Source organism: Collinsella sp. An307, from assembly GCF_002161805.1.
GTDB lineage: Bacteria > Actinomycetota > Coriobacteriia > Coriobacteriales > Coriobacteriaceae > Coprousia.
The window spans coordinates 52282-73051 of the sequence record NZ_NFIP01000001.1 but is presented as its reverse complement, the minus strand read 5'-3'; the positions used below and the strand labels follow the sequence as shown (position 1 = coordinate 73051).

21 protein-coding genes are annotated in these 20770 nt (G+C 63.6%); 12 read left to right on the top strand and 9 right to left on the bottom strand.

The genetic code is table 11. The annotated features are described in order from the left end of the window. Window positions 1-133 precede the first annotated feature (133 nt). Window positions 134-394, bottom strand: coding sequence for a hypothetical protein (locus B5F89_RS00305; RefSeq protein WP_087430101.1), 261 nt, complete (start codon window positions 392-394; stop codon window positions 134-136). A gap of 1 nt (window position 395) precedes the next feature. Further along, window positions 396-686, bottom strand: coding sequence for a hypothetical protein (locus B5F89_RS00300; protein WP_087430100.1), 291 nt, complete (start codon window positions 684-686; stop codon window positions 396-398). Between the two features lie 130 nt (window positions 687-816). Between B5F89_RS00300 and B5F89_RS00295 the strand changes: the two genes are divergently transcribed. Further along, the gene (locus B5F89_RS00295; protein WP_158098372.1) at window positions 817-1467 is read left to right on the top strand and encodes an ABC transporter ATP-binding protein; all 651 of its coding nucleotides are present in this window, start codon (window positions 817-819) and stop codon (window positions 1465-1467) included. A 10-nt stretch (window positions 1468-1477) separates the two neighbouring features. After that, window positions 1478-3070: a hypothetical protein gene (locus tag B5F89_RS00290; protein WP_087429819.1), complete on the top strand. Its 1593-nt coding sequence runs from the start codon at window positions 1478-1480 to the stop codon at window positions 3068-3070. A 91-nt stretch (window positions 3071-3161) separates the two neighbouring features. Here B5F89_RS00290 and B5F89_RS10005 read toward each other — a convergent pair whose 3' ends face one another. Beyond that, window positions 3162-3449, bottom strand: a complete 288-nt coding sequence (locus B5F89_RS10005) for a hypothetical protein (protein WP_158098371.1) — start codon at window positions 3447-3449, stop codon at window positions 3162-3164. A 145-nt stretch (window positions 3450-3594) separates the two neighbouring features. Here B5F89_RS10005 and B5F89_RS00285 point away from each other — a divergent pair, with 145 nt between their 5' ends. Then, window positions 3595-4998, top strand: a complete 1404-nt coding sequence (locus B5F89_RS00285; RefSeq protein ID WP_158098370.1) for a serpin family protein — start codon at window positions 3595-3597, stop codon at window positions 4996-4998. Window positions 4999-5139: 141 nt separating this feature from the next. After that, window positions 5140-6036 (top strand): HD domain-containing protein, encoded by an 897-nt coding sequence (locus B5F89_RS00280; protein WP_087429817.1) that lies wholly within the window; start codon window positions 5140-5142, stop codon window positions 6034-6036. Between the two features lie 78 nt (window positions 6037-6114). Here the strand turns inward: B5F89_RS00280 and B5F89_RS00275 are convergent, their stop codons facing one another. Both B5F89_RS00275 and B5F89_RS10000 read right to left on the bottom strand, forming a co-directional pair. After that, a complete protein-coding gene (locus tag B5F89_RS00275; protein WP_239286601.1) occupies window positions 6115-6393 on the bottom strand; it encodes a HigA family addiction module antitoxin in 279 nt (92 codons plus the stop codon). Continuing rightward, window positions 6386-6505 carry a type II toxin-antitoxin system RelE/ParE family toxin gene (locus tag B5F89_RS10000; RefSeq protein WP_158098369.1) on the bottom strand — a complete coding sequence of 40 codons (120 nt, stop codon included), beginning with the start codon at window positions 6503-6505 and terminating at the stop codon, window positions 6386-6388. Before B5F89_RS10000 ends, B5F89_RS00275 begins: the two co-directional genes overlap by 8 nt. Before the next feature lie 206 nt (window positions 6506-6711). Here B5F89_RS10000 and B5F89_RS00265 point away from each other — a divergent pair, with 206 nt between their 5' ends. The 4 genes from B5F89_RS00265 (at window position 6712) to B5F89_RS00255 (ending at window position 8614) form a co-directional block, all read left to right on the top strand. After that, entirely contained in the window at window positions 6712-7464 is a 753-nt protein-coding gene (locus tag B5F89_RS00265) for a cyclase family protein (RefSeq protein WP_087429814.1), read from the top strand. A 72-nt stretch (window positions 7465-7536) separates the two neighbouring features. After that, on the top strand, window positions 7537-7977 hold the full coding sequence (locus B5F89_RS10270) for an AzlC family ABC transporter permease (protein ID WP_255375139.1): 441 nt from the start codon (window positions 7537-7539) through the stop codon (window positions 7975-7977). Next, window positions 7896-8291 carry a hypothetical protein gene (locus tag B5F89_RS10265; RefSeq protein ID WP_255375138.1) on the top strand — a complete coding sequence of 132 codons (396 nt, stop codon included), beginning with the start codon at window positions 7896-7898 and terminating at the stop codon, window positions 8289-8291. Before B5F89_RS10270 ends, B5F89_RS10265 begins: the two co-directional genes overlap by 82 nt. Further along, window positions 8288-8614, top strand: a complete 327-nt coding sequence (locus tag B5F89_RS00255; protein ID WP_239286600.1) for a branched-chain amino acid transporter permease — start codon at window positions 8288-8290, stop codon at window positions 8612-8614. Before B5F89_RS10265 ends, B5F89_RS00255 begins: the two co-directional genes overlap by 4 nt. Here B5F89_RS00255 and B5F89_RS00250 read toward each other — a convergent pair. Genes B5F89_RS00250 through B5F89_RS00240 form a run of 3 tightly spaced genes read right to left on the bottom strand, consistent with a single transcriptional unit; the run spans window position 8611 to window position 12251 of the window. Beyond that, complete coding sequence (locus B5F89_RS00250; protein ID WP_087429813.1) at window positions 8611-9840, bottom strand: electron transfer flavoprotein subunit alpha; 1230 nt, start codon at window positions 9838-9840, stop codon at window positions 8611-8613. The two genes, B5F89_RS00255 and B5F89_RS00250, sit on opposite strands and share 4 nt — an antisense overlap. Beyond that, window positions 9840-10646, bottom strand: a complete 807-nt coding sequence (locus tag B5F89_RS00245; protein ID WP_087429812.1) for an electron transfer flavoprotein subunit beta/FixA family protein — start codon at window positions 10644-10646, stop codon at window positions 9840-9842. Before B5F89_RS00245 ends, B5F89_RS00250 begins: the two co-directional genes overlap by 1 nt. A gap of 3 nt (window positions 10647-10649) precedes the next feature. After that, entirely contained in the window at window positions 10650-12251 is a 1602-nt protein-coding gene (locus B5F89_RS00240) for an FAD-binding oxidoreductase (protein ID WP_087429811.1), read from the bottom strand. A 381-nt stretch (window positions 12252-12632) separates the two neighbouring features. Here B5F89_RS00240 and B5F89_RS00235 point away from each other — a divergent pair, with 381 nt between their 5' ends. From B5F89_RS00235 to B5F89_RS00220, 4 genes are all read left to right on the top strand, one after another. Continuing rightward, the gene (locus tag B5F89_RS00235; protein ID WP_087429810.1) at window positions 12633-12908 is read left to right on the top strand and encodes a hypothetical protein; all 276 of its coding nucleotides are present in this window, start codon (window positions 12633-12635) and stop codon (window positions 12906-12908) included. Between the two features lie 359 nt (window positions 12909-13267). Then, window positions 13268-15025 (top strand): TerB N-terminal domain-containing protein, encoded by a 1758-nt coding sequence (locus B5F89_RS00230; RefSeq protein WP_204230527.1) that lies wholly within the window; start codon window positions 13268-13270, stop codon window positions 15023-15025. After that, on the top strand, window positions 15022-16392 hold the full coding sequence (locus B5F89_RS00225) for an ATP-binding protein (RefSeq protein ID WP_087429808.1): 1371 nt from the start codon (window positions 15022-15024) through the stop codon (window positions 16390-16392). Before B5F89_RS00230 ends, B5F89_RS00225 begins: the two co-directional genes overlap by 4 nt. A 461-nt stretch (window positions 16393-16853) precedes the next feature. Continuing rightward, the gene (locus B5F89_RS00220) at window positions 16854-19283 is read left to right on the top strand and encodes a DEAD/DEAH box helicase (RefSeq protein WP_087429807.1); all 2430 of its coding nucleotides are present in this window, start codon (window positions 16854-16856) and stop codon (window positions 19281-19283) included. Window positions 19284-19407: 124 nt separating this feature from the next. Here the strand turns inward: B5F89_RS00220 and B5F89_RS00215 are convergent, their stop codons facing one another. After that, complete coding sequence (locus tag B5F89_RS00215; protein ID WP_158098368.1) at window positions 19408-20691, bottom strand: CapA family protein; 1284 nt, start codon at window positions 20689-20691, stop codon at window positions 19408-19410. Window positions 20692-20770: the final 79 nt, after the last annotated feature.

Sequence of the window (20770 nt, the reverse complement as noted above, 5' to 3'; positions counted from 1 at the left end):
GCGCATATCGCATCCCACGGGAGGCCCCGGAGGGTTCCTCGTAAACGTCCTCGGCGCTGTGCGCCTGCGGAATGTTTACTCGGAATCCCTCCGGGGCCTCTTCGATTCGTATATGAGGCGTACAAACCGTCCGTTAGTGTGCCGCTCGGAAATGGACAAGACCGTAGACGATAACGCTATCGGTCTTTGAATCATACTCATAAATCAGATCGAACGGCTCCACCACCGCTTTGCGTATACCGTCCCCGTATTGGGCGCGCAACGACGCCGGAATATCGCGAGAACCGATTTCTGGAAACGCCTCTATCGCGGCAAGCATGCGACCAAGACGATCCCGGACCTGTCCCGACCACACTGCTGCAGCATCATCGAGAAACCCTTCCGTGTACACCATCCTAGACACGGGCAGCCGCCCTCCGCTCGATTTCTGCCAACGCGGAGTCCGTTCCCTCAATAAAACGTCCTGTGGCGTAATCGATTCGCCCGCGCTCCAGTACGGCACGCATGCGCTCCTCGTATGCGGCGTTCTCCGCTGCGCGGCGAATCTCGCTCTCGAAGACTTCCTCGGAGCAGAAAACAAACGCGGCGTTACCATTTTCTGTGATATGCACGACCTGCTTCTGAGCCTCATTCTTAATCTCGCGTTGACGCGTCTTGAGCGCTGCGGAAGAATAAATGGCAGCCATTTCCTACTCCTTGGTATGTTCTAGAACACTCTTTAAGGTATTGTATCAGATCCCATATTTGATACTTAATACAATACCATTTACAGACTACTACCCACCTGACATTGCTTTCGGTTACGGACGCACCAACGTGTGGGAGCATGTCTCACTCGCACTCGAGCCAGGCGAGATGGTGCTTCTTGTTGGCGAGAATGGCGCTGGCAAATCGACGCTTTTGCGCTGTCTTGCCGGGTGGGAGCGTTTGCGCGCTGGTGAGATTACCTTTGAGGGGACGACGCTTGAAAAGCTGAGCTCTAAGAAGCGCAACCGCATGGCATTCGTGGCGGACGTGCCCGCTTTCTACGACGACCTTACCGCCTACGAACACGTCGAGCTGCTTGGTCGGGCCAACCGCTGGGAGGACGCGCGTTGGAATGAGGCGGACCGGCTACTCGAACGCTTTGGCATCGCGTCCTTTTGTGATCAATACCCTCAGACTTTCTCCCGTGGCATGCTCCAGAAGCTCGCCTGTTCGCTTGCACTGGCGCTCGAGCCCGCCTGCCTCTTGCTTGATGAACCCACAGGCCCGCTCGACCCCACCTCCGCTGCAATCTTGGAAGACGAGATTGCCCGCGTCGCAGGCAAGGGCTGCGCCGTGCTTATGAGCTGCCACCACGAGCTCAAAACCATTGTACCCACGCGCGTACTCAAACTTGACAACGGGACCCTCTCGACATGCGATGTCGCGAACGAGCCCTTTGCCGTCAGCGCGCACAGCGACACCGTGCACGTTGAAAGATAACGAGGCCCTCATGTCCTTCGAGCTTCCCGCGCTTTTATGGCTTGAAGCAAAGCACCTGCGTGCTGAGCTCAACTTTTGGCCCTGGGCCGCTGGGACGGACCTCGACGAGGCGCGCGGTGTCGCCGAGCGCGCCTACCTTGCGTACCTCGTTGTGATTGTGGGGGCGGCGGTCACCGCCTGTTGGCTCTGGATCCTCGGTCTTGTCGTTGGTGCAGCGCAGGCATCAAGTCCCCAAGAGGCAGCGCTGCTGGCAGACTTAGGCCGCCTGATTGCTGGTGCGGCGCTTGTGCTTCCTGCCACCGCCGCTGCAGCATGGACAGTACGCGCGGCGTGGCGTGCTCCCTGGATTCCATCGCCGCCCGATGTTGCCTGGCTCACACAGCAGCCCGTCTCCATCATCTCGTGGAGCGCCATCGAGCTTGCGAAGCGTATTGTTGTCCGCGCGGTCACGTGCACGTGCGCGGGCTATCTTGTCGCCGCCTTTGCCTTAGCGTCGGCAGGCGGTGCCCCGACGCTCCCCAGTTGTCTTCCCTATGGCGCTACCCTGGGCCTTGCATGCTCTGCGGCATATGCCATCGCATGGGTGATAGGAATAACACGCCTGCGCTTGGGACGCGCGAGACGCCCTGCGCTCGCAATCGCCGTCCTTATCGGAGCGACGGCCCTTGTCTGCGTCGCCGCGGTGTTGTTCACCACGTGTCAGAACATCGCGCTCGACCTGCTGCACGGAAACCTTGTTCCTTTGCTCGGTGCGAGCATATTCTTTATCGCAGCAATTCTATTCGCCGCCGTCGCCGCCCGCATGCTCTCCCCTGTCGCACTCTCTAGCGAGGCTGCGACTAATCCCTCGCTGTATACAGTACGCCGCATGGCGGTATACAACCCAAAGGCGTACCGAGCTCTCACCAAAAGTCGTCGAGAGGCGCGTCGTTCACCGCGCATCCGTATGCCCCGCGCCCAAGGCTCGCTCGTCGTCCTTGCGCGCTCGTCGATCTCGCTTGTCCGGCAAATTGCTGTGATACCTGCCCTTATAGCCGCCGGCGCCCTCATCGCACCGCTGGGAGCCGCACTGCTATCCGGCACGCTCGCGCAAGCAAGTACGACGGCCGCAATACTCGGCGGCGAGACGGGCGCGCGCATACTCGGCGCAGCAAGCTGGATCCTACTCGCCATCAACAGCTCAGATGCGCCCCGAACGCTCGCCCGCGTCTTTATCGCGGACGTGAGGAACCGCTTCTTCCGAGAGCATCTTCCCGTGTCAACGCAAGTGCTCTTTATCTGGAACGTGCTGCCGGGCCTCATCGTCGCCACGCTCTCCTCGATCGCCGTAGGCCTCTGCATGGGAGCGTTAGGCGTTTCTACTGGCAAGACGATTGATTTCGTCCTATGCGCCGTCGCGCTTGACGTCTCGTTCGCTTGCATCGGCGCCCTCGACGTAGTCGACCTCATGCCTAAGCGCGTTCGCCTTACCTGCGAATCGGCGACAGCAATCCTCGCCATCGTGATTGCCGCCGCCTCAGCACTTATGCCGAACGCCGTCCCTCTCGCATTCTGGATCGGCACCGTCGCCGTCGCCACCCTTGCGGCGGTGCAGCTGCATTGAGCCGCACAGCCGCTCAACGTCTGAGAGTTCTCAAACCTGGCAAGCAAAACCTTGAGACAAGCTAAACCGTGTCCTGCATAGAGTGAACGGCCTAACAGTTGCTCCGACGCTCGCGAACGACGGCCACAACGTCCAGCACCACAACGATGGCGATGAGGATGATGCAGCCCCAGAGCCACGCGGGTAGCACGTCAATCATCCCCTGAAAATCGGGAATTTGCGCCATGCGGTTGAGATCGGCAATGATGAGCGTGGGAACCACCGTGCATAGCACACCCTGGGCGGCGAGAGCGGCCCTAGGGAGACTGCCCCGCAATGCGCACAGGGCGCTGATAACCACAGCGATTGCAGAGATCAATAGGACAATCTCGGGAATCATGGCAGCACCTTCTCTCTTTCTCGCCAGCAATGGCTTTACGGGAAGTATTCCCCACGTGCCCCCCCTAATCAGCGTGCGAACGATAATTCCGCTGCGTCGCACGGGGTACAATGGGAAAACGCGCTCCGACCAGAAGGAGGCCACCATGCGTACGAACGACCTTGTTGCCCCTGTGCTCTCCCGCCGCTCGATGATGGAGCTTGCCGCGCTTCTGGGAACCGCAGCTGTGGCACCGGTGGCTCTTACCGGCTGCGACAACACAGACGGCGCGCTTGCGCTCACCGCAACCGACCTCACCGAGCCTGCGCGCGAAGCGGCGTCCTTCTCAATCAGCGGCGAGGACCCCTATACCATCCTGTCGGACGAACAGGCATTATCGGCATCGTACACGCTTACAGCGAATCTGCTCCGCACCTGCTCGCAGGCAGACTGCGCAAAGGACGAGCGCGCCAACACCTTCATCTCTCCCCTCTCGATTCGCTATGCGCTTGCGCTCGCACAAAACGGCGCCGCGGGCACCACGCTCGACGAACTCTCCGCGGTAACCGGCCTTGGCACCGACGAGCTCAACTCCTACTTGGGCACCTATGCGCACTATCTTGAGACCGGCGACCTGTGGGGCACCGAGCTCGACGGCGAGGGCGATAACGAAGGCGGCACGACGGCATCACTCCACCTGGCAAACTCCATCTGGATCCGCGAAACCGATTCTCTCGAGGTGGGCGACGACTACCTTGCCACCTGCGCGAACGAGCTCGATGCAAGCGTATTCTCGGCACCTTTTGACGCAACCACCATAGACGACATCAACGCCTGGGTGGACAAACATACCAACCATATGATCGAGCAGCTCATCAGCGAAATCCCCGATGCGGCACGGCTCTACCTTATCAACGCGCTCACTTTTGAGGACGCTTGGGAAGAACCGTATGAGGACTCAGATGTGGAGGACGACGTCTTCACGTGCGAGGACGGCACCGAGCAAACGGTGCGGATGATGCGCTCGCACGAAGGCGCCTACGTGGAGAACGAGCAGCTCCAAGGTTTCGTTAGGCCGTACGCCGACTATCGCTATGTCTTTGTGGGCCTCTTGCCGCGCGGGGGCGTCTCCCTCGCCGACGCCGTCGCCGCGCTCGATGGCCCTGCGCTCGAAGCGCTCCTCCAGCCGGTCGTGAACGCTGAGGTCAATGCGGGCCTGCCTAAGTTCAAGTTCGAGTACGGCACCGAGCTCACGGACGCGCTGCGCGCACTCGGCATGAACACGGCCTTTGACCCCGAGCTCGCCGACTTTACCCCCATGGGCACCGACGAGGACGGACCGCTCTATATCGGGCAGGTGTTGCACAAGACTTTTATCGACGTGAACGAGGAGGGCACGCGCGCCGCCGCGGCAACCTCCATCGGTCTGGAGGCGGGCGCCTCGGCACCGCTTGACGAGCCGGTGGTCTACGACGTCATCCTCAACCGGCCCTTCGCCTACCTCATTATCGACCATCAGCTGGGCACGCCGGTCTTTGCGGGCACCATGCTGGCGATGCCGGACGCATAGCGAAAACTGCAGGTGCGAGAAGCAGGCTAGCTGGTCAGTCATGTCTTCACAAAACTGGTAAGAGTTTGTTACCAGTTTCCGGGCAAACTGGATAACATATCTAGCCAATTTGTCTTTTGTCGAGAATAGAGGCTGAAAACCATGGCACCGTTGGAAATCGACCGCGCAAGGGCGCGAGCAGCGTTTGACGCCTATGTGGCACCCTACGATGCGAGCAACCCGCGCGTGGCGCTCAAGATCGAACACACCCTGCGCGTTGCAGAACTTGCCGAGGAGATTGCGCGCGCCCAGGGCTTTACGCCGGCAGGTATCGACCTCTGCTGGCTCGCCGGCCTCTTGCACGATATCGGCCGCTTTGAGCAGCTGAGGCGCTGGGACACCTTTAACGACCGCGCCTCGGCAGACCATGCCGCCATCGGCGTGGACGTGCTCTTTGAGGGTGCCAGCCACCTGGATGACCCTGTGCTCGTAAACGTCGTGGCGGCGGCTCGCGCAGACGACGCCTTCGCAGCGCATGCGCGCGAGGCGGGTGCACTCGCCGCGTTTGCCCCCGAGGCCGCCTCAGATCCTGCCGCGAGCGCCCTCATCCGCGCGGCCGTGGGTTATCACAGCGCCTTCCGCCTGCCCGATGAGCTTGACATACGCACACGCGCTGTCTGCGACGTCGTGCGCGATGCGGACAAGATAGACATCCTGCGCGTCACCTACACCGACGACGTCCAGACCGTCCTTGGCATCACAGAGGACGAACTTCTCGCCAGCGCCGTCTCCCCCGCCACCGAGGATGCGTTCTTTGCGCACCGCTGCGTGCGGCGCGACGAGAGGACCGAGCCGGCGGACTACCTCGTTGCCCTCTCCTGCTTCACCTACGAGCTCGTCTATCCCGCAAGCCTCGAGATCGCACTCGACCAGGGCTTCATCTTCCAGCCCTTCGAGAGGCCCTTTGGCATCGAGCGCCCCTTCACCAACCGGGCGACGGCGCAGCTCATGAACCGGATGGACGGACACCTGCGCGCTTGGGTGGACGAGCAAATCTAACCACAGGTTCGCAAGGGCGCAATACCTCCGCGAGTACGCTCGACTTAACCTCGAGCTTGGCGACCGAGGTGAACGAAGCTATCCGACCAACGCTACGACGTCGGAAAGATCTTGGTCCTGCAGCAGCTTAAGCTGATACGTCGATTCCAGGTTAAGCCAATACATGGGAGATGTCCCCAACGCCTTACCGAGCAGCAACGACATTTCTGGAGTGATCGCGCGCTTCCCACGCACAATGTCAGAAATAGCAGATTGGGGTTTTCCAATCGCTTTTGCCAGCCGATATTGACTGATGCCCAAAGGCACAAGGAATTCCTCGAGCAGGATATCCCCTGGCGTCGACACGATATCAGCCATGGTAGTCGACGAATTCAACTTCCACCGCCTCCTCTCCATTCCATTGGAAACAAAGACGCCACTGGCGATTGACTCGGATGCTCGAGCATATTGCAACCGCCCTCGATCCCATACGTCCTCCCATCACTTCACAATATCGTACATGTGTTCTATTCTTACACATAAACAGCCTATTTTCAGATGAAACTTTCCGTGCTAGTGGGGCGCGCCACAGATTTGCTTCCATGTAAACAACCCGTCCTCAGCCGTGGCCAAGCCAACTGGCGCCTACAATACAAGACACTCAGCAACAGCCTGTTTCCTAGGAAAGGGGACCCCATGAGCCTTTGGCCTGAACTCGAGAAGCTGCAATCTGCAACCTGGGTCGACCTTACCCATCCGCTCACCAACGAGAGCCCCTACTGGGCGGGCATTCCGGAGGGGTCGGTCGAGCTCTGCCGCACTGTCTTTGACTACGACGAGGAGATGCTCTCCTGCCGCATCCACACCTACAAGTTCCCTGGTCAGTTTGGCACGCACGTGGACTTCCCAAGCCACTTCACCCCGGGCAAGGTCGGCTCCGAGGCGTTTGGCGTCGATAAGATGGCCATGCCGCTTTGCGTGATCGACCTCACGCCCAAGATTGCTGCCGAGGGTCCCGATGTTGCGGTGTCGGTAGAGGATATCGAGGCGTGGGAGGCCGAGCACGGCCGCATCCCCGAGGGCGCCTTCGTGGCGCTGCGCACCGACTGGTACCTGCGCTGGCCGGACAACAACGCCCTCAACAACTTCGATGCCGAGGGCGGCGAGCACTGCCCCGGTTGGTCGCTGCCGGCACTCCAGTTCCTCTACGAGGAGCGCCGCATCCAGATGAACGGTCACGAGACCTTTGATACCGACGCGTCCTACCTTGCCGCCGAGGCCGATGACCTTGCCTGCGAGCGTTGGGTCCTCGACCACGGGCACCTTCAGGTCGAGGTTATGGCGAACCTCGACAAGGTGCCCGCCACCGGCGCCATCGTCTTTGTAACGTGGCCGCACATCGAGGGCGCGACGGGCCTTCCCGCGCGCGTGGCCGCTGTCTTTGCCTAGCACCAAAACGCACCGCACGTACCGGCAGGGCGCCCTAGGGTGTCCTGCCGTCTTTTATCCCTGGATACGCCCATGACCGAAACCGACCCGCAAACCTACCTCGCCGCGCGCCGCAACCGTGCCCGCGCCGCGCTCGCGGCCGCGTTCCCGCACACGATCCCCATTCTCGCCGGGTTCGTGTTCCTAGGCATCACCTGCGGCATCTATGCGGGTTCGCTCGGCCTCCCTTGGTGGATGCCCACCCTCATGAGCATCGTCATCTTCGCCGGGTCGGCGGAGTTTGTCGTAGCGTCGCAGCTTGCCGGCGCCTTCGATCCCCTCACCACCTTTGCCGTGGTCCTCATCATCAACGCCCGGCACCTCTTCTACGGCCTCTCAATGCTCGAGCGCTTCCGGGGCTCGGTCGCAAACGTCCCCACCTCATCTTTGGCATGTGTGACGAGACCTTCTCCATCAACTACGCCACCGAGCCGCCCGCGGGCGTCGACCGTGGCTGGTTCATGTTCTGGGTGACGCTGTTCAACCACCTCTACTGGATCGTCGGTTGCACGCTGGGCAGCGTCTTTGGCGCAGTCGTCGCCATCTCCATCGAGGGCGTTTCCTTTGCCATGACGGCACTCTTTGTGGTGATCTTCCTCGACCAGTGGGAAAAGGACGCGCAGCACCTGAGCGCCTGCACGGGCGTCCTCGCTGCGGCGGTGGCGCTCGCCATCTTTGGAGCAGACAACTTCATGATCCCCGCGATGGTGCTCATCCTCATCGCCGTCACGTTGCTGCGCGGGCGCATCGAGCGCGCTTACAGCGCCGCGGAGGCGAGCCGCTCATGACAACCACACAGATGCTCATCACCGTCTTTGCCGCCGGAGCGGCAACGGTCCTCACGCGCGCCATCGCCTTTATCGCGTTCCCGCCGGGGCGCGAGACGCCGCGCTACATCTCCTACCTTGGACACGCACTGCCCGGCGCGGTCTTTGGCCTGCTCGTTGTCTACTGCTTAAAAGACGTTGACCCCCTCGCAGGCAGTCACGGCATTCCCGAGGCGGCGGGCATCCTGCTTGCGGGCGGCCTCTACCTCTGGCGCCACAGCATGCTGCTTTCCATCTTTGCCTCGACCGCGCTCTATATGGTGCTCGTGAACTTCGTGTTCTAGCATGCCGAGGATGCGCTTGGGGGCGTGCCCGCGCTACCGCGAGCCTCGAGCGCTGCGACGAGCTCTTCTGCCACCTCTACGGCATCGCCCACCACACGGTACTGCGCCGCGCCAAAGATGGGTGCTTGCGCGTCCTCGTTCACGGCAATGACCGTGCCGGCGCCCGAGATACCGGCCAGGTGCTGGATCGCACCCGACACGCCTATGCTCACAAGGAGCTCGGGCGCGACGGCGACTCCGGTCTGCCCCACCTGGTGCGCGTAGTCGAGCCAGCCCGCCTCCACCAGCGGTCGTGTGCAGCCGATCTGCGCCCCCAGAAGCTCCGCCAAGCGCTCCATAAGCGGGAGGTTCTTCTTAGAGCCGATGCCGCGCCCTACCACCACGAGCCGCTTTGCCTGCGCAATGGATGAGGACGAGGTGGCGCGCTCGAAGGCGAGGGTCCGCACGCGCGGCTGTACGTCCGCATCGAGCGGTGCCTCTTCAATCGCGCCCGTGCGGGAGGAGTCGAGCTCCGGTGCCGCAAAAACGCCGGGGCGCACCGTTGCCATCTGCGGACGGTGCACGGGGCACATGATCGTCGCCATGAGGTTGCCGCCAAAGGCGGGGCGCGTCTGATGGAGAAGACCCGTTTCGCTGTCGATGGAGAGCGCCGTGCAATCTGCCGTGAGACCCGTCTTGAGCTCCGCTGCCACGCGCGGGGCGAGCTCGCGCCCCAGCGGCGTGGCACCAAAGAGCACAATCTCGGGGCGCCGGGCACGCGCGAGCGCGCACACCCAACTTGCCAGCAGCTCCGGGTCCACCAGCGCGAAGCGCTCATCGTGCGCCCGGAGCACGCGGTCGGCACCGCAGGCTATGAGCTCGTGCGCCGCCGCATCGTCTGCGAACTCTCCCTCGGCCACCAGGGCCACCACCTCGCAGCCCCGCGCCGCGGCGAGCTCGTGGGCCTTGGCGGTAAGCTCGCGGGCGACCGGCATGAGGTATCCGTCGCGGTCCACCTGCGCGAATACCCAGATATCGTGATACGCCCCCAGATCGCTTTGAGCCGCCCCATCACGCACGAGCGAGATGGCGCCCACCGGGCAGGCGTCGACGCACGCCCCGCAAAGCACGCAGCCCTCCGTTGGGCGCGCGAGTCGGTCCACGACCTCGATTCCTACCGTGGCGCAGGCGCGCTCGCAGCGCTTGCAGCCAATGCAGCGCTCGGCGTCGATTACGAGTCCCGCCATCAGGCCACCCCCTCGATAATCTCTACCAGGCGGAGCGCCTGCTCCGCCGGCGTTCCGTCGACCGCCACCGATTCATGCTGGCTCTCGGGTACAAAGGAGCGCACCACCTGCGTGGGCGACCCGGCAAGGCCCGTGCGTGCGGTGTCCGCGCCCACGGCAGCGGCACCGAGCACCTCCACCGGCATCTCAGCGGCGGCGCGCACGCCCGCGATGCTCGGCATGCGCAGCTGTGCCGCCTCGCGTGCAAGCGTAAGGACCGCCGGCAGTGGGAGCTCGAGCGCGGCGGTACCCCCATCCACTGCGGCGCGCACCGCTACGGCGCCCGCGCCGCAGGTGAGAACCTCGCGTACATCGGTCGCACACGTCGCGCCAAGGGTGGCGGCAAGCTCGGGGCCGATCTGCGCAGTGTCGCCGTCAACGGCCATCTTGCCGCAGAGCACAAGATCAGGCTCGCCCCACTGCTTTGCCAGATGGGCAATGCCGCAGCTCAAGGCATAGGTGGTGGCAAGGGTATCCGCACCGGCAAACGCCCGGTCAGACAGAAGGAGCGCGCCGTCCGCCCCGCGGGCCAGGCAATCGCGCAGAAGCGCCTCGGTAGCCGGGATGCCCATGGAGAGCACGCTCACCCGACACTGCTCGCCCGCGCGCCGCCGCTCCTCGGCCAGAGAGAGCGCGACCTCGAGCGCCGTCGCGTCAAATGGGTTCACCACCGACGCGCCGCCGTCGCGCACGATCGTGTTGGTCACCGGGTCCATCTTGACCTCGGTCGAGGCGGGCACCGCCTTTACGCAGACCACGATATGCATCTCTCACGCACCCCCTTCCAGCAGGCTCTCGTCAAAGAGGTTTCCTCGGCCAAACATACCCGCGGGATCGAACGCGCGCTTGACGCGCGCCATCTCGCAAAGCGCCCCCTCGCCGTACATGGTCTTGAGGAAGTCGCGCTTCAGCTTGCCCACACCGTGCTCGGCAGAGACCGCACCGCCCATGGCAGCGACCTCGCGCGCCCACCGGGCGAAAAGCTCCTTGCCGGCGGCGTAATCTGCGGCGTCGCGCGGCAAAACGTTCACGTGCAGGTGGTTGTCGCCAATGTGCCCCCACGCGGCGGCCTCAAGCCCGGCCTCGGCCAAGGTCGCGCGGTAGAGCGCCACGACCTCGTGCAGGCGCTCGTTGGGCACCGCCATGTCGCTGCCGAGTTTGGTGATGGCAGAATCGGTCCGGCGGCGCTCGTCAATGAGCATGTTCACGCTCTCGGGCACCGCATGGCGGAAGAACGTGAGCGCCTCTCGGTCGGTATCGGTACGGGCAACCCAGGTATCGCGCTCGCTTCCGCCCACCGCGGCGAGCACCTCGCCCACAAGCGAAAGCTCCGCCATGGCCTCGTCCTCAGAGGCGCATTCGAGCTCGACAAACAGGCAGCACCCCGCCCCCTCAGGCGGCTCCACAAGCGAGGCAAACGCCGCGCCCGACGCACGCTGGGCGCGCAGAATCTCGAGTGCGGCGTGGTCGAAGTATTCGATTGCCGAGGCGCACGAGAGCCGCTCGCGCAGCGCGCACGTGGCGTCGAGCGCCTGCCGCTCCTCTGTCAAAAAGCAGCTAACCCCCCAGGTGACCGCAGGCGCGGGCATAAGCTCGAGCTCGAGTTCGGTTATGACGCCGAGGGTGCCGTCCGAGCCGATGATGAGGTCGATGGCGTCCATAACGTCCGCAACGTAGTAGCCCGAAGCGTTCTTGCACGCGGGCATGCGGTAGCTCGGCAGCTCGACCGCGATCGTACGACCGCCCTCGGTTGTGAGCGTAAGTGCCCTGCCACAGGCGCGCGCCTCGCCGCGACGAAGCGCGAGCACGTCCCCGTCGGCGAGCACGAGGCGCAAGCCGCTCACGTGGCCGCGCATGGCGCCGTAGCGATAGCTCCGCGCGCCCGAGGCGTTGCAGGCGGCCATACCGCCCAAACAGGCGGACGCCTCGGTGGGATCGGTCGGAAACATCTGCACGGGCGCCTGCGCAAACGCGTCCAGCGCTGCGCGCGACGCCACATCCCACCCGCTTGCGGGAATGTCGCGGGCAGAGAGATGCTTGCGCAGGTCGAGCAGAACAACGCCCGGCTGGACACGCAGGTAGAAGCGCCCCTCGCCGTCTTTGCGCAAGCCCAGATAGCGGTTCATGCGTGAGAGGTTCATGATATGGCCGCCCGCAGGCACCGCACCGGCGGCAAGGCCCGTTCGGGCGCCCTGGACTGTCACAGGCACGCCCTCGGCAGCGAGCGCACGCAGCACGGCGCGGACCTCGTCCTCATCCGTTGGGAACGAGATGCTCTCTGCCCAGCCGCGGCTGCGCGACTCGTCACGCGCGTAGTCCTCAAACTCGGCGTCGAAGGTATGAATGAGCGCTTGGGCGTTGTCTCTTGCCATCGTCTCTCCCTGCGGGGCGGTCCGGCGCGTCGCGTGGACCATCGTCTGTGAGGATGCACTTTACCAAACAAAAGCGCGTGCTCCCCATTGTATCGGGCGCGCCGCATGCGCCCCCAAACAAGCCAATGCCGTAACGGTCCCGAAAGAAAGCGCCGCCGCGAATCGTGCCAGATACAGGGGATATGTCCGCAATATGGAAGAACCCCCTTCACGCGCCCATCTCGGACGCGAGCGTTTTAAAAATCGCAAACGGGGCCTCTGAGCTGGGCCGGTCAGATTGTGGTTGGACCCCTTCGAATATCTGTAAGACCTCGTCCGTACGCTTGGCATATCGAGCGAGAAGACGATGCGCCCGGCGCATCGCAAGGACGGGAGGAGATCATGGCACTGTACTGGCCCCACAGCAACGTTGCTCTCGATGTGACCGACGACCCTCTAAGCATGCCGGTTGACCGGGACGCGTTTCCCAACATTCGTGTCGTATCCGCTACCTGTGCGGAACTGCGCAACCCCACTCTGCGGCGTCTGGTCACCGAGCGCCTTGCAACAGCCGCACGCGGAACAGCCGCGCAGGCCTCCCTCACCTCCTACGCCGCGCAGGCACAGCTGCAGCGCTACCTTGCCACCGCCTACCAATCGGGAGGTGACGCGGCTTAAAACCTGGATGCGCCACGCCCGACTGCACGCTTGTCACCGCATGCGGCCCGACCTTCTCGGGACTGGAAGACATGCGCGCGAACCTCGGCAAGCGCGCCTGACGCCACGGGAGCGAGGCTCAGGACCGCATCACCATCGTCTCGCGCGGCACCACGGTCTTTGTGAACCCGCGCCTGCTCATCGATTATCGAGCGCGCCCGGGACCTCCAGGACAAACGAATCTAGCTAGCCCGTCGCGGTCCATGGGCTGAAGCGCCGTCCCACACCTCAGCAACATATCCAGCAGCAATAACGAACACCTGTTTGTCTCTGTGGTATGATAGAGAGATTCCACGTAGCAGATGAACGGGAGGTGGGACATGACGGCAGACATCGATATTCACGAGCTCATCGCACGGCTCAACGCTAACGAGCGCCTGCGCCAGAGCTCCCATTTCTCAAAGAGCGTCTATAAGGACGAGCCCATCGTGCGGACCGGCCGCCAGATGGCGAGCTACCTGCCCGACCGCTACCGCCAGATGCGCGGCATCTCGCGCTGGCAGGAGCGCTCGCCCGAGTCGCGGGGCCGCTGGCTGTCTGAGGCCGAGCTGTTCTACCGGCAGGCTCGCTTTATGGAGGACTTTGAGGACGACTGCCCCTACCACGGGAGCTTCACCTCCTACTACCCCACCTACAACGATATGAGCGACCGCCAGCTGCGGGGGTACTTCACCTGGCGCGCTGCCGTGCGCCGCGGCGAGGTGGCCGAGGCACCCAAGTCGTTTGCCTATGTCTACTTGTACGAGCTCATCAACGGTATCGGCGCCGAGAACCCGCTCGACGGCTACCACAAGATTCGCTCCTTCTGGGAGAACTTTCGCGCCTTCGCCCCCGATATCGACCGCAACGTGCGCGCCTGGCTCCATGACTATGTGATCTACCACGCGCTCGACCCGGAGCTTCTGTCCGACGATCCTGTCCGCAAGCTCGATCTCGAGCTCATCGCCATCGCGCGCGCCTTCGCGCCTTTTGACCCGGCGCTTATCGATTGGTTGGGTGAGGACGTGCCGCTCGCAGATGCCGCCTTGCCGCAGAAAGCGGCATCCAGCACTGTAACCGGTGGCGGGAAGTCGGCGCGCCGCACCCAGGCGCCCGCTCTCCCCCTGCCACCGGATGAGACAACAGAGCAGCGCCTCTTTGAGGCCATTGACCTGCACTCCTCCTACCGTCTGAGCGCCTCGAGCCTTTTCCACGAGCACCCTGACGACCTGCGCCATGTGGCGTCTGCGGTCTTTGTCCGCATGCTCGCCTACTATCGAAAGAACCGTACGCACGGTTTGGTGGAAAGCTCGTTTGGGGAGGAGGCCGAGATGGGCTATACCATGTTCGGTTCCGCCGTCTTCTTTGAGGAGCACCCTCATGCAGACGCCGAGTACGAGCTCGACCCCATTCACCGCTACCGCTGCCGTCGCGGTCTTTGGACCTGCCGACGCATCTACGGCGGCCAGGGGCGCAGCAAAGCCTGGGGCAAGATCGCTCGTGCCTGCGACTTCCGCCTGCGCGAGGCGCTTTCCTTCGAACCACAGCTCAAAGATGCCAAGTGCCCCAAGTATCTTGCGAAAATCATCGATCGTGAGATAGAGACGTGGCTTACCTGGAAGGAAACTTCCGCACCGCGCGTCATAGACATCGACCTCTCCAAGCTCTCGGGCATCCGCAGCGCTGCGGCAGAAACTCGAGAAGCGCTGCTCATCGACGAGGAGCGGGAAGAGGGGGCTGCGGGCTCCCCCTCCGCTTCGAGCAGTCCTGCTCTGCGGGAGGCGCCACTGGCGCCTCCCGTTCGTGCGGAACTCGCAGAGGAAGAGCTCGCCTCGCCCTCTGGTGCGCCCACTCAGCCAACAATGGTGCAGACGCCATCAGGAGGGCTGCTCACGCCTGAGGAAGTGGCATACGTTACCGCCCTTCTGGACGGACGGGCTGCAACAACACCTGACGGCATCTCTGAAGACCTGCTGGTGGACACCATCAACGAGAAGCTCTTCGACCTGCTCGGCGACACCGCCATCGAATTTGGCGTCACAGGCCCGTGCATCATAGACGACTACCGTGACGACATACGGGAGCTGATTGCATCATGACCGATACCGCATCTGTACCGCGCGTTCCTAAGCGCGTCGCCGCTGTCATCCTGAACTCGCTCAAGGGCGGCGTCGTGCCGCGCATAGGTCTCCCCTACATCACCGTGGGGCGCGAGGTCGAGATTCGGGCACTTCTGACCGACCTCGCCCTCATCGCGGACGGCGGCGCGTCCTTCCGCTTCCTCGTGGGCCGCTACGGCGCGGGCAAGAGCTTCCTTCTGCAGACCATCCGCACCCACGCCATGGGCGAGAACTTCGTCGTGGCGGACGCGGACCTCTCCCCTGAGCGCCGCCTGCAGGGCGGACAGGGTCAGGGTCTTGCCACCTACCGAGAACTCATCCGCAACCTCTCCACCAAAACGCGCCCGGAGGGTGGTGCGCTAACACTCGTCCTCGACCGCTGGGTGGCGGCAACGGGCGATGATGCCACCGGTGAGGACACCCTCGCTGCCCAGATGGCGCCCCTCGAGGAGCTCGTCCACGGCTTCGACTTCACGCGCATGCTCCGTCGCTATCGCGCGGCATCGCTCGAGGGGGACGACGAGACCAAAAGCTGCGTCATCAAGTGGCTGCGCGGCGAATACCGCACCAAGAGTGAGGCGCGCACGGAGCTCGGCACGACTACGATCATCACCGATGATGACTGGTACGACTACATCAAGCTCTTTGCGCAGTTCCTTGTGGGCGCAGGCTACAAGGGGCTCCTCGTCCTCATCGACGAGCTCGTGAATCTCTTCAAGATTCCCAACACCGTCACGCGCCAGTACAACTACGAGAAGATCCTCACGATGTATAACGACACCCTCCAGGGCAAGGCGCACCACCTGGGCGTCATCATGGGCGGGACGCCGCAGTCCATCGAGGACCGGCGGCGCGGCGTCTTCTCCTACGAGGCGCTCCGTTCACGCCTCACGCAGGGCCGCTTCGCCCGCGAGGACATGCGCGACATGCTCGCCCCCATCATCAACCTGCATCCGCTCACCTACGAGGAGCTGCTCGTCCTCATCGAGAAACTCCAGCAGATTCATGCGGGATACTTTGGGTACGAGCCGCGCCTCACTGAGCAGAATCTCGTTGACTTCCTCAAGATTGAGTTCGGCCGCGTGGGAGCGGATACGCACCTCACCCCGCGCGAGGTCATCCGCGACTTCATCGAGCTGCTTGACATCGCCTACCAAAACCCCAAGCTCACCGTCGACGATCTGCTGCGCGAGGTCGGCGGCAGCGCAGTAACCGACCGCGATCCCAACGAGGGCGAAGGTACCGGCGCAAGCGCACTCGGCGCTCCGGCGCCGACAGCAGGCACCTCGGTCGCGCCAGGCTCTCCCGTACGCGACGCGTCGGCGTTTGCCGAGTTCACGCTGTAGGAACTCGGGGTTGAAGTATCCAGCAATATAACATGTCTTATCACGTAAGCGAACGTTAGTTCTATTCTGTGGTATACTATAGCGTATCGAGCGGGCGGTGCCCTCCGAGTCTCGCAGGGAGAGGGAAGGGATCCTATGCTCGCAGCTTTAACTCGTCTCCTGTGCGCCGCAGCCATACTGCTCGCACTGGTGATTATCCTGATTCTGTTGATCGGATAAGACACTAACCGACGGGTGAAGCCGCGTAAATGGGAACAGCCGCCTTATGCGGAGACGGCTGTTCGGCGCGGGCTTCCCCGCCTATCACCTTACCGCAGGAGGGCTTTAAACCTTCTGCTCGTACCGAGTATACCCCAACGCGTCCCTACGCAGCGCGGGGTCTCACCGGGGCGTCGGACGCCCATTGTTGTCTAGGGCGTCTGACGTTTGACGGGCCTGCGCCTTTGAGAGGAGGAGGAAACATGGGCGTCTTCGAACGGTACGCGCCGTTTATCCAAGACTTCATCTACGACCACGATTGGGAGGGGCTTCGCTCCATCCAGGTTGCGGCGGCAGATGCCATCTTCAATACCGATGACCATGTCCTCCTCACGGCGTCGACCGCCTCGGGCAAGACGGAGGCGGCCTTCTTCCCCATCCTCACGCTCTTTGACGAGGACCCGCCCGCAAGCGTGGGCGCCCTCTACATCGGTCCTCTCAAGGCTCTCATCAACGACCAGTTCCTGCGCCTGAACGACCTCTGCGACGAGGCGCACATCCCCGTCTGGCACTGGCACGGCGACGTCGCCGCCTCGCACAAACGCAAACTCATGAAGGAGCCGAGCGGCATCCTCCAGATCACGCCCGAGTCGCTCGAGGCCCTCCTCATGCACAAGCACGCCGCGGTGCCCAGGCTCTTCGGCGACCTTCGCTTTGTGGTGATCGACGAGGTGCACTCGCTTTTGCGCGGTGACCGCGGCGGCCAGACGCTCTGCCTCATCGAGCGGCTCTCGCGCATGGCGGACGTCGAGCCACGGCGCATAGGGCTCTCCGCAACCATCGGCGACCCCGAGCGCACGGGCGCCCTTCTTGCCTCCGGCACGAGTCGGGGCTGCATCATCCCCCGCTTCGAAGAGCCCCGCCGCACCTGGCGCCTCTCCATGGAGCACTTCTACATCACCGGCCCACAGGCGACGGAGCGCGCGCGGGATGAGTTTGGCCACACGGGCGCAGCGACAAGTGTCCTCAGATCGGACGGTACCATTGCGGCCGACGTCATTGCCGTCGAGCGCGTCGATGCAAACGAGATGCCCGAGCTGCCCGGCACGCCGAGCGCAGCGGGAGGCTCGGGCGCGGAAGCCCCGCACGGCGACGCCGAGAACGATGAGGTCCGCATCCCGCCCGTTGAGGAAAGTGCCCTCCTTGCCCCAAGCGACCGGGCACCCGCCGACGCGGACCCCGGCATCGGCTACATCTTCGAACGCACGCGCGGCGCCAAGTGCCTCGTCTTCGTAAACTCCCGCGAGGAGGCCGAGGCGGTCTGCACGATGCTTCGCGCCTACTGCGAGGCGGCGCACGAGCCCGATCGCTTCCTCATCCACCATGGCAACCTCTCCAGCGCCATCCGCGAGACCGCCGAGGAGATCATGCGCGACGAGGACCGTCTCGACACCACGGTCACCACCGCGACCCTGGAGCTCGGCATCGATATCGGCCGCCTCGAGCGCGCCTTCCAGATCGATGCCCCCTTCACCGTGTCGAGCTTCCTGCAGCGCATGGGTCGCACCGGCAGGCGCGGGAGCCCGCCCGAGATGCACTTTGTCATGCGCGAGGAGCAGCCCGAGCCCCGTACCACCATGCCGGAGACTATCCCGTGGAAACTCTTGCAGGGCATCTCGCTCGTAGAGCTCTATCGCGAGGAGAAATGGGTCGAGCCGACGCGCCTCGACCGCTTGCCTTATAGCCTGCTCTACCACCAGACCATGGCAACGCTTGCGTCGACCGGCGAGCTCACACCGGCCGCACTCGCCGCACGTGTGCTCACCCTCTCCTACTTCCACCGGGTCTCGGCGGACGACTTCCGCGTGCTTTTGCGCCACCTCATCGAGACTGATCATATCGAGCAGACCGAGGGCGGCGGCCTCATCGTCGGCCTTGCGGGCGAGCGCTACACCAACTCGTTCAAGTTCTACGCGGTGTTCCAAGAGAACGAGGAGTTCACGGTGCGCTGCGAATCGGCGGAGCTCGGCACCATCGTCAATCCGCCACCGCCCGGCGAGCGCATTGCCATCGCGGGCGCCTGCTGGGTGGTCGAGGAGGTCGACTGGAAGCGCCACCTCGTGTACTGCACGCAGGTCAAGGGGCGCGTTCCCGCCTACTTTGGCGACTGCCCGGGAGACATCCATACCCATGTGCTCGAGCGCATGCGCCGGGTCCTCGCCTCGCACGAGACCTATCCCTATCTCTTGGAGAACGCACGCGCCCGCCTCGCGCAGGCGCGGCGCACCGCGGAGCTCTCGGGCGCGGCAACCGAGCCTCTCATCAACCTGGGCGGCGACACCTGGGTCCTTATCCCCTGGCTCGGGAGCTACGCCTTCCTCGCCCTCGAGCGCCTCATCAAGATCAAGTGCGCCAAGGACCTTGGCATCTCGGGCGTGGACGTCGCCCGCCCCTACTTCATGCAATTCAAGATGAAGGCCAGCTCAGAGGAGTTCTTCGCCACCGTGGCGGACGCGGCGGAAGCGATTGAGAACCCGATCGAGCTCGTCTACCCGAGCGAGGTCCCCTACTTTGACAAGTACGACGAGTTCTTGCCCGCCGAGCTTGTGCGCAAAGGCTTTGCCGAGGGCGTGCTCGATATCTCAGGCATGCGGGAGCGCGTACGAGAATGGCGCGGGAATACTGGACAATAGGTTAATTTCGCTCACACATTTGGAAGCGCATCTACCATGGTCAGGTACATCGATGCGTTCTCAAAAAAAACGTGTTAGCGGAGAGCGCGCTAGATATAGAGCTTGCAAAGCAACACTTAGAGCGCTAGACAGTGAGTTCAAACACCCCTCGTTCGCGGTCATAGCCCTCGCCCAGCACCTGCGCGCAGAGGTCGTGGCACCATGCGAGCGTGAAGTCGCCGCACCCGCCCGATCGACGGATGCCGTTGGCGCTGGCAAGCTCCTCGGTGTAGGAGGCTATGGGATAGGACGCCATCTGCGTATCAAGCGAAAGGTGGCTCACCACCGGCGTGAGGGCAACGCCGGCCAGGCGCGGCGCGTCGCCAGCCATCTCAAAGGTCACCTCAGCAAATCCGCCCACCATGGTGTCCTTGCGGGCCTGCCAGGAGATGAAGTTGCCAAGCGACCAGAACACGGGCATCTGGCCGCCATCCGAGCGCGCGATGAGCTCAACCGGTTCGAGCACGTGCGGGTGCGTGCCAATGACGGCATCGACACCAAGTTCGGCAAAATAGGTCGCCCATTCGCGCTGTCCGTCGGTGGGCTCGAGCTGGTACTCGACGCCCCAGTGCGGGCAGACCACCACGATGTCTGCCCCTTGCTCGCGCGCAGCGGTAACGTCGGCGGCGATGGCCTCGCGCTCGAGCATGTTCACGCACCACGGACTCGCCACAGGGATGGGGATGCCGTTGGTGCTCTCGGTGTAGTTCAAGATGGCAACGGTGATGTCGTCACGTGTGATCAGCGGAATCTCGGCAGCTGCCTCGGCCGTCTCGGCGATGCCCGCGCTCACGACCTCGGGGTGGTTCTCGCGCCAGAATGCGCGCGTGGCCTCGATACCGGCGAAACCTTTGTCGAGCGCATGGTTGGTGGCCGAGCACGCCACGTCAAAGCCCGCTGCCGCCTCGGCATCGCCCATCTCCTGCGGGCTGTTGAACGCCGGATAGCCGGAGAGCCCCAGCGCATCGCCGCCGAGCACGGTCTCTTGGTTCACGATAGCGATGTCTGCATCCTCGATAAGCTCGCGCGCGGGAGCGAAAATGTGGTCGTAGTTGCGCGTGCCGTCCGCACGCTCGCCGCCCATCCACACGCCCTCGTGCACGAGCACATCGCCCACCATGGCGATGGATACGCGCCGGGGCGCTGAGACGGAATCCTCGATGGTCGCAAGGCCGCCTCCCGCCGATGCCCCTATGGAACCAGAGCCGCCACCCAAAAGGTCGGGCGCGCACCCCGCAAGAGCGGAGAGCGACAGCAACGCTGTGCCGCCGCCGAGCGCCGCAAGGACGCTCCTGCGCGAAACGAGATGCGGGACAGGGTGCCCCGCGTCTGTACGGTCCGGTGTGTTGCTCGGCATATCCTGCTTCATGGGGCACTCCATCGACGCGGCCTTCTCTCGCCAGTATACGCAAGGTGCAACGGCGCGGTAAACCGCGCGCACGGCAAGT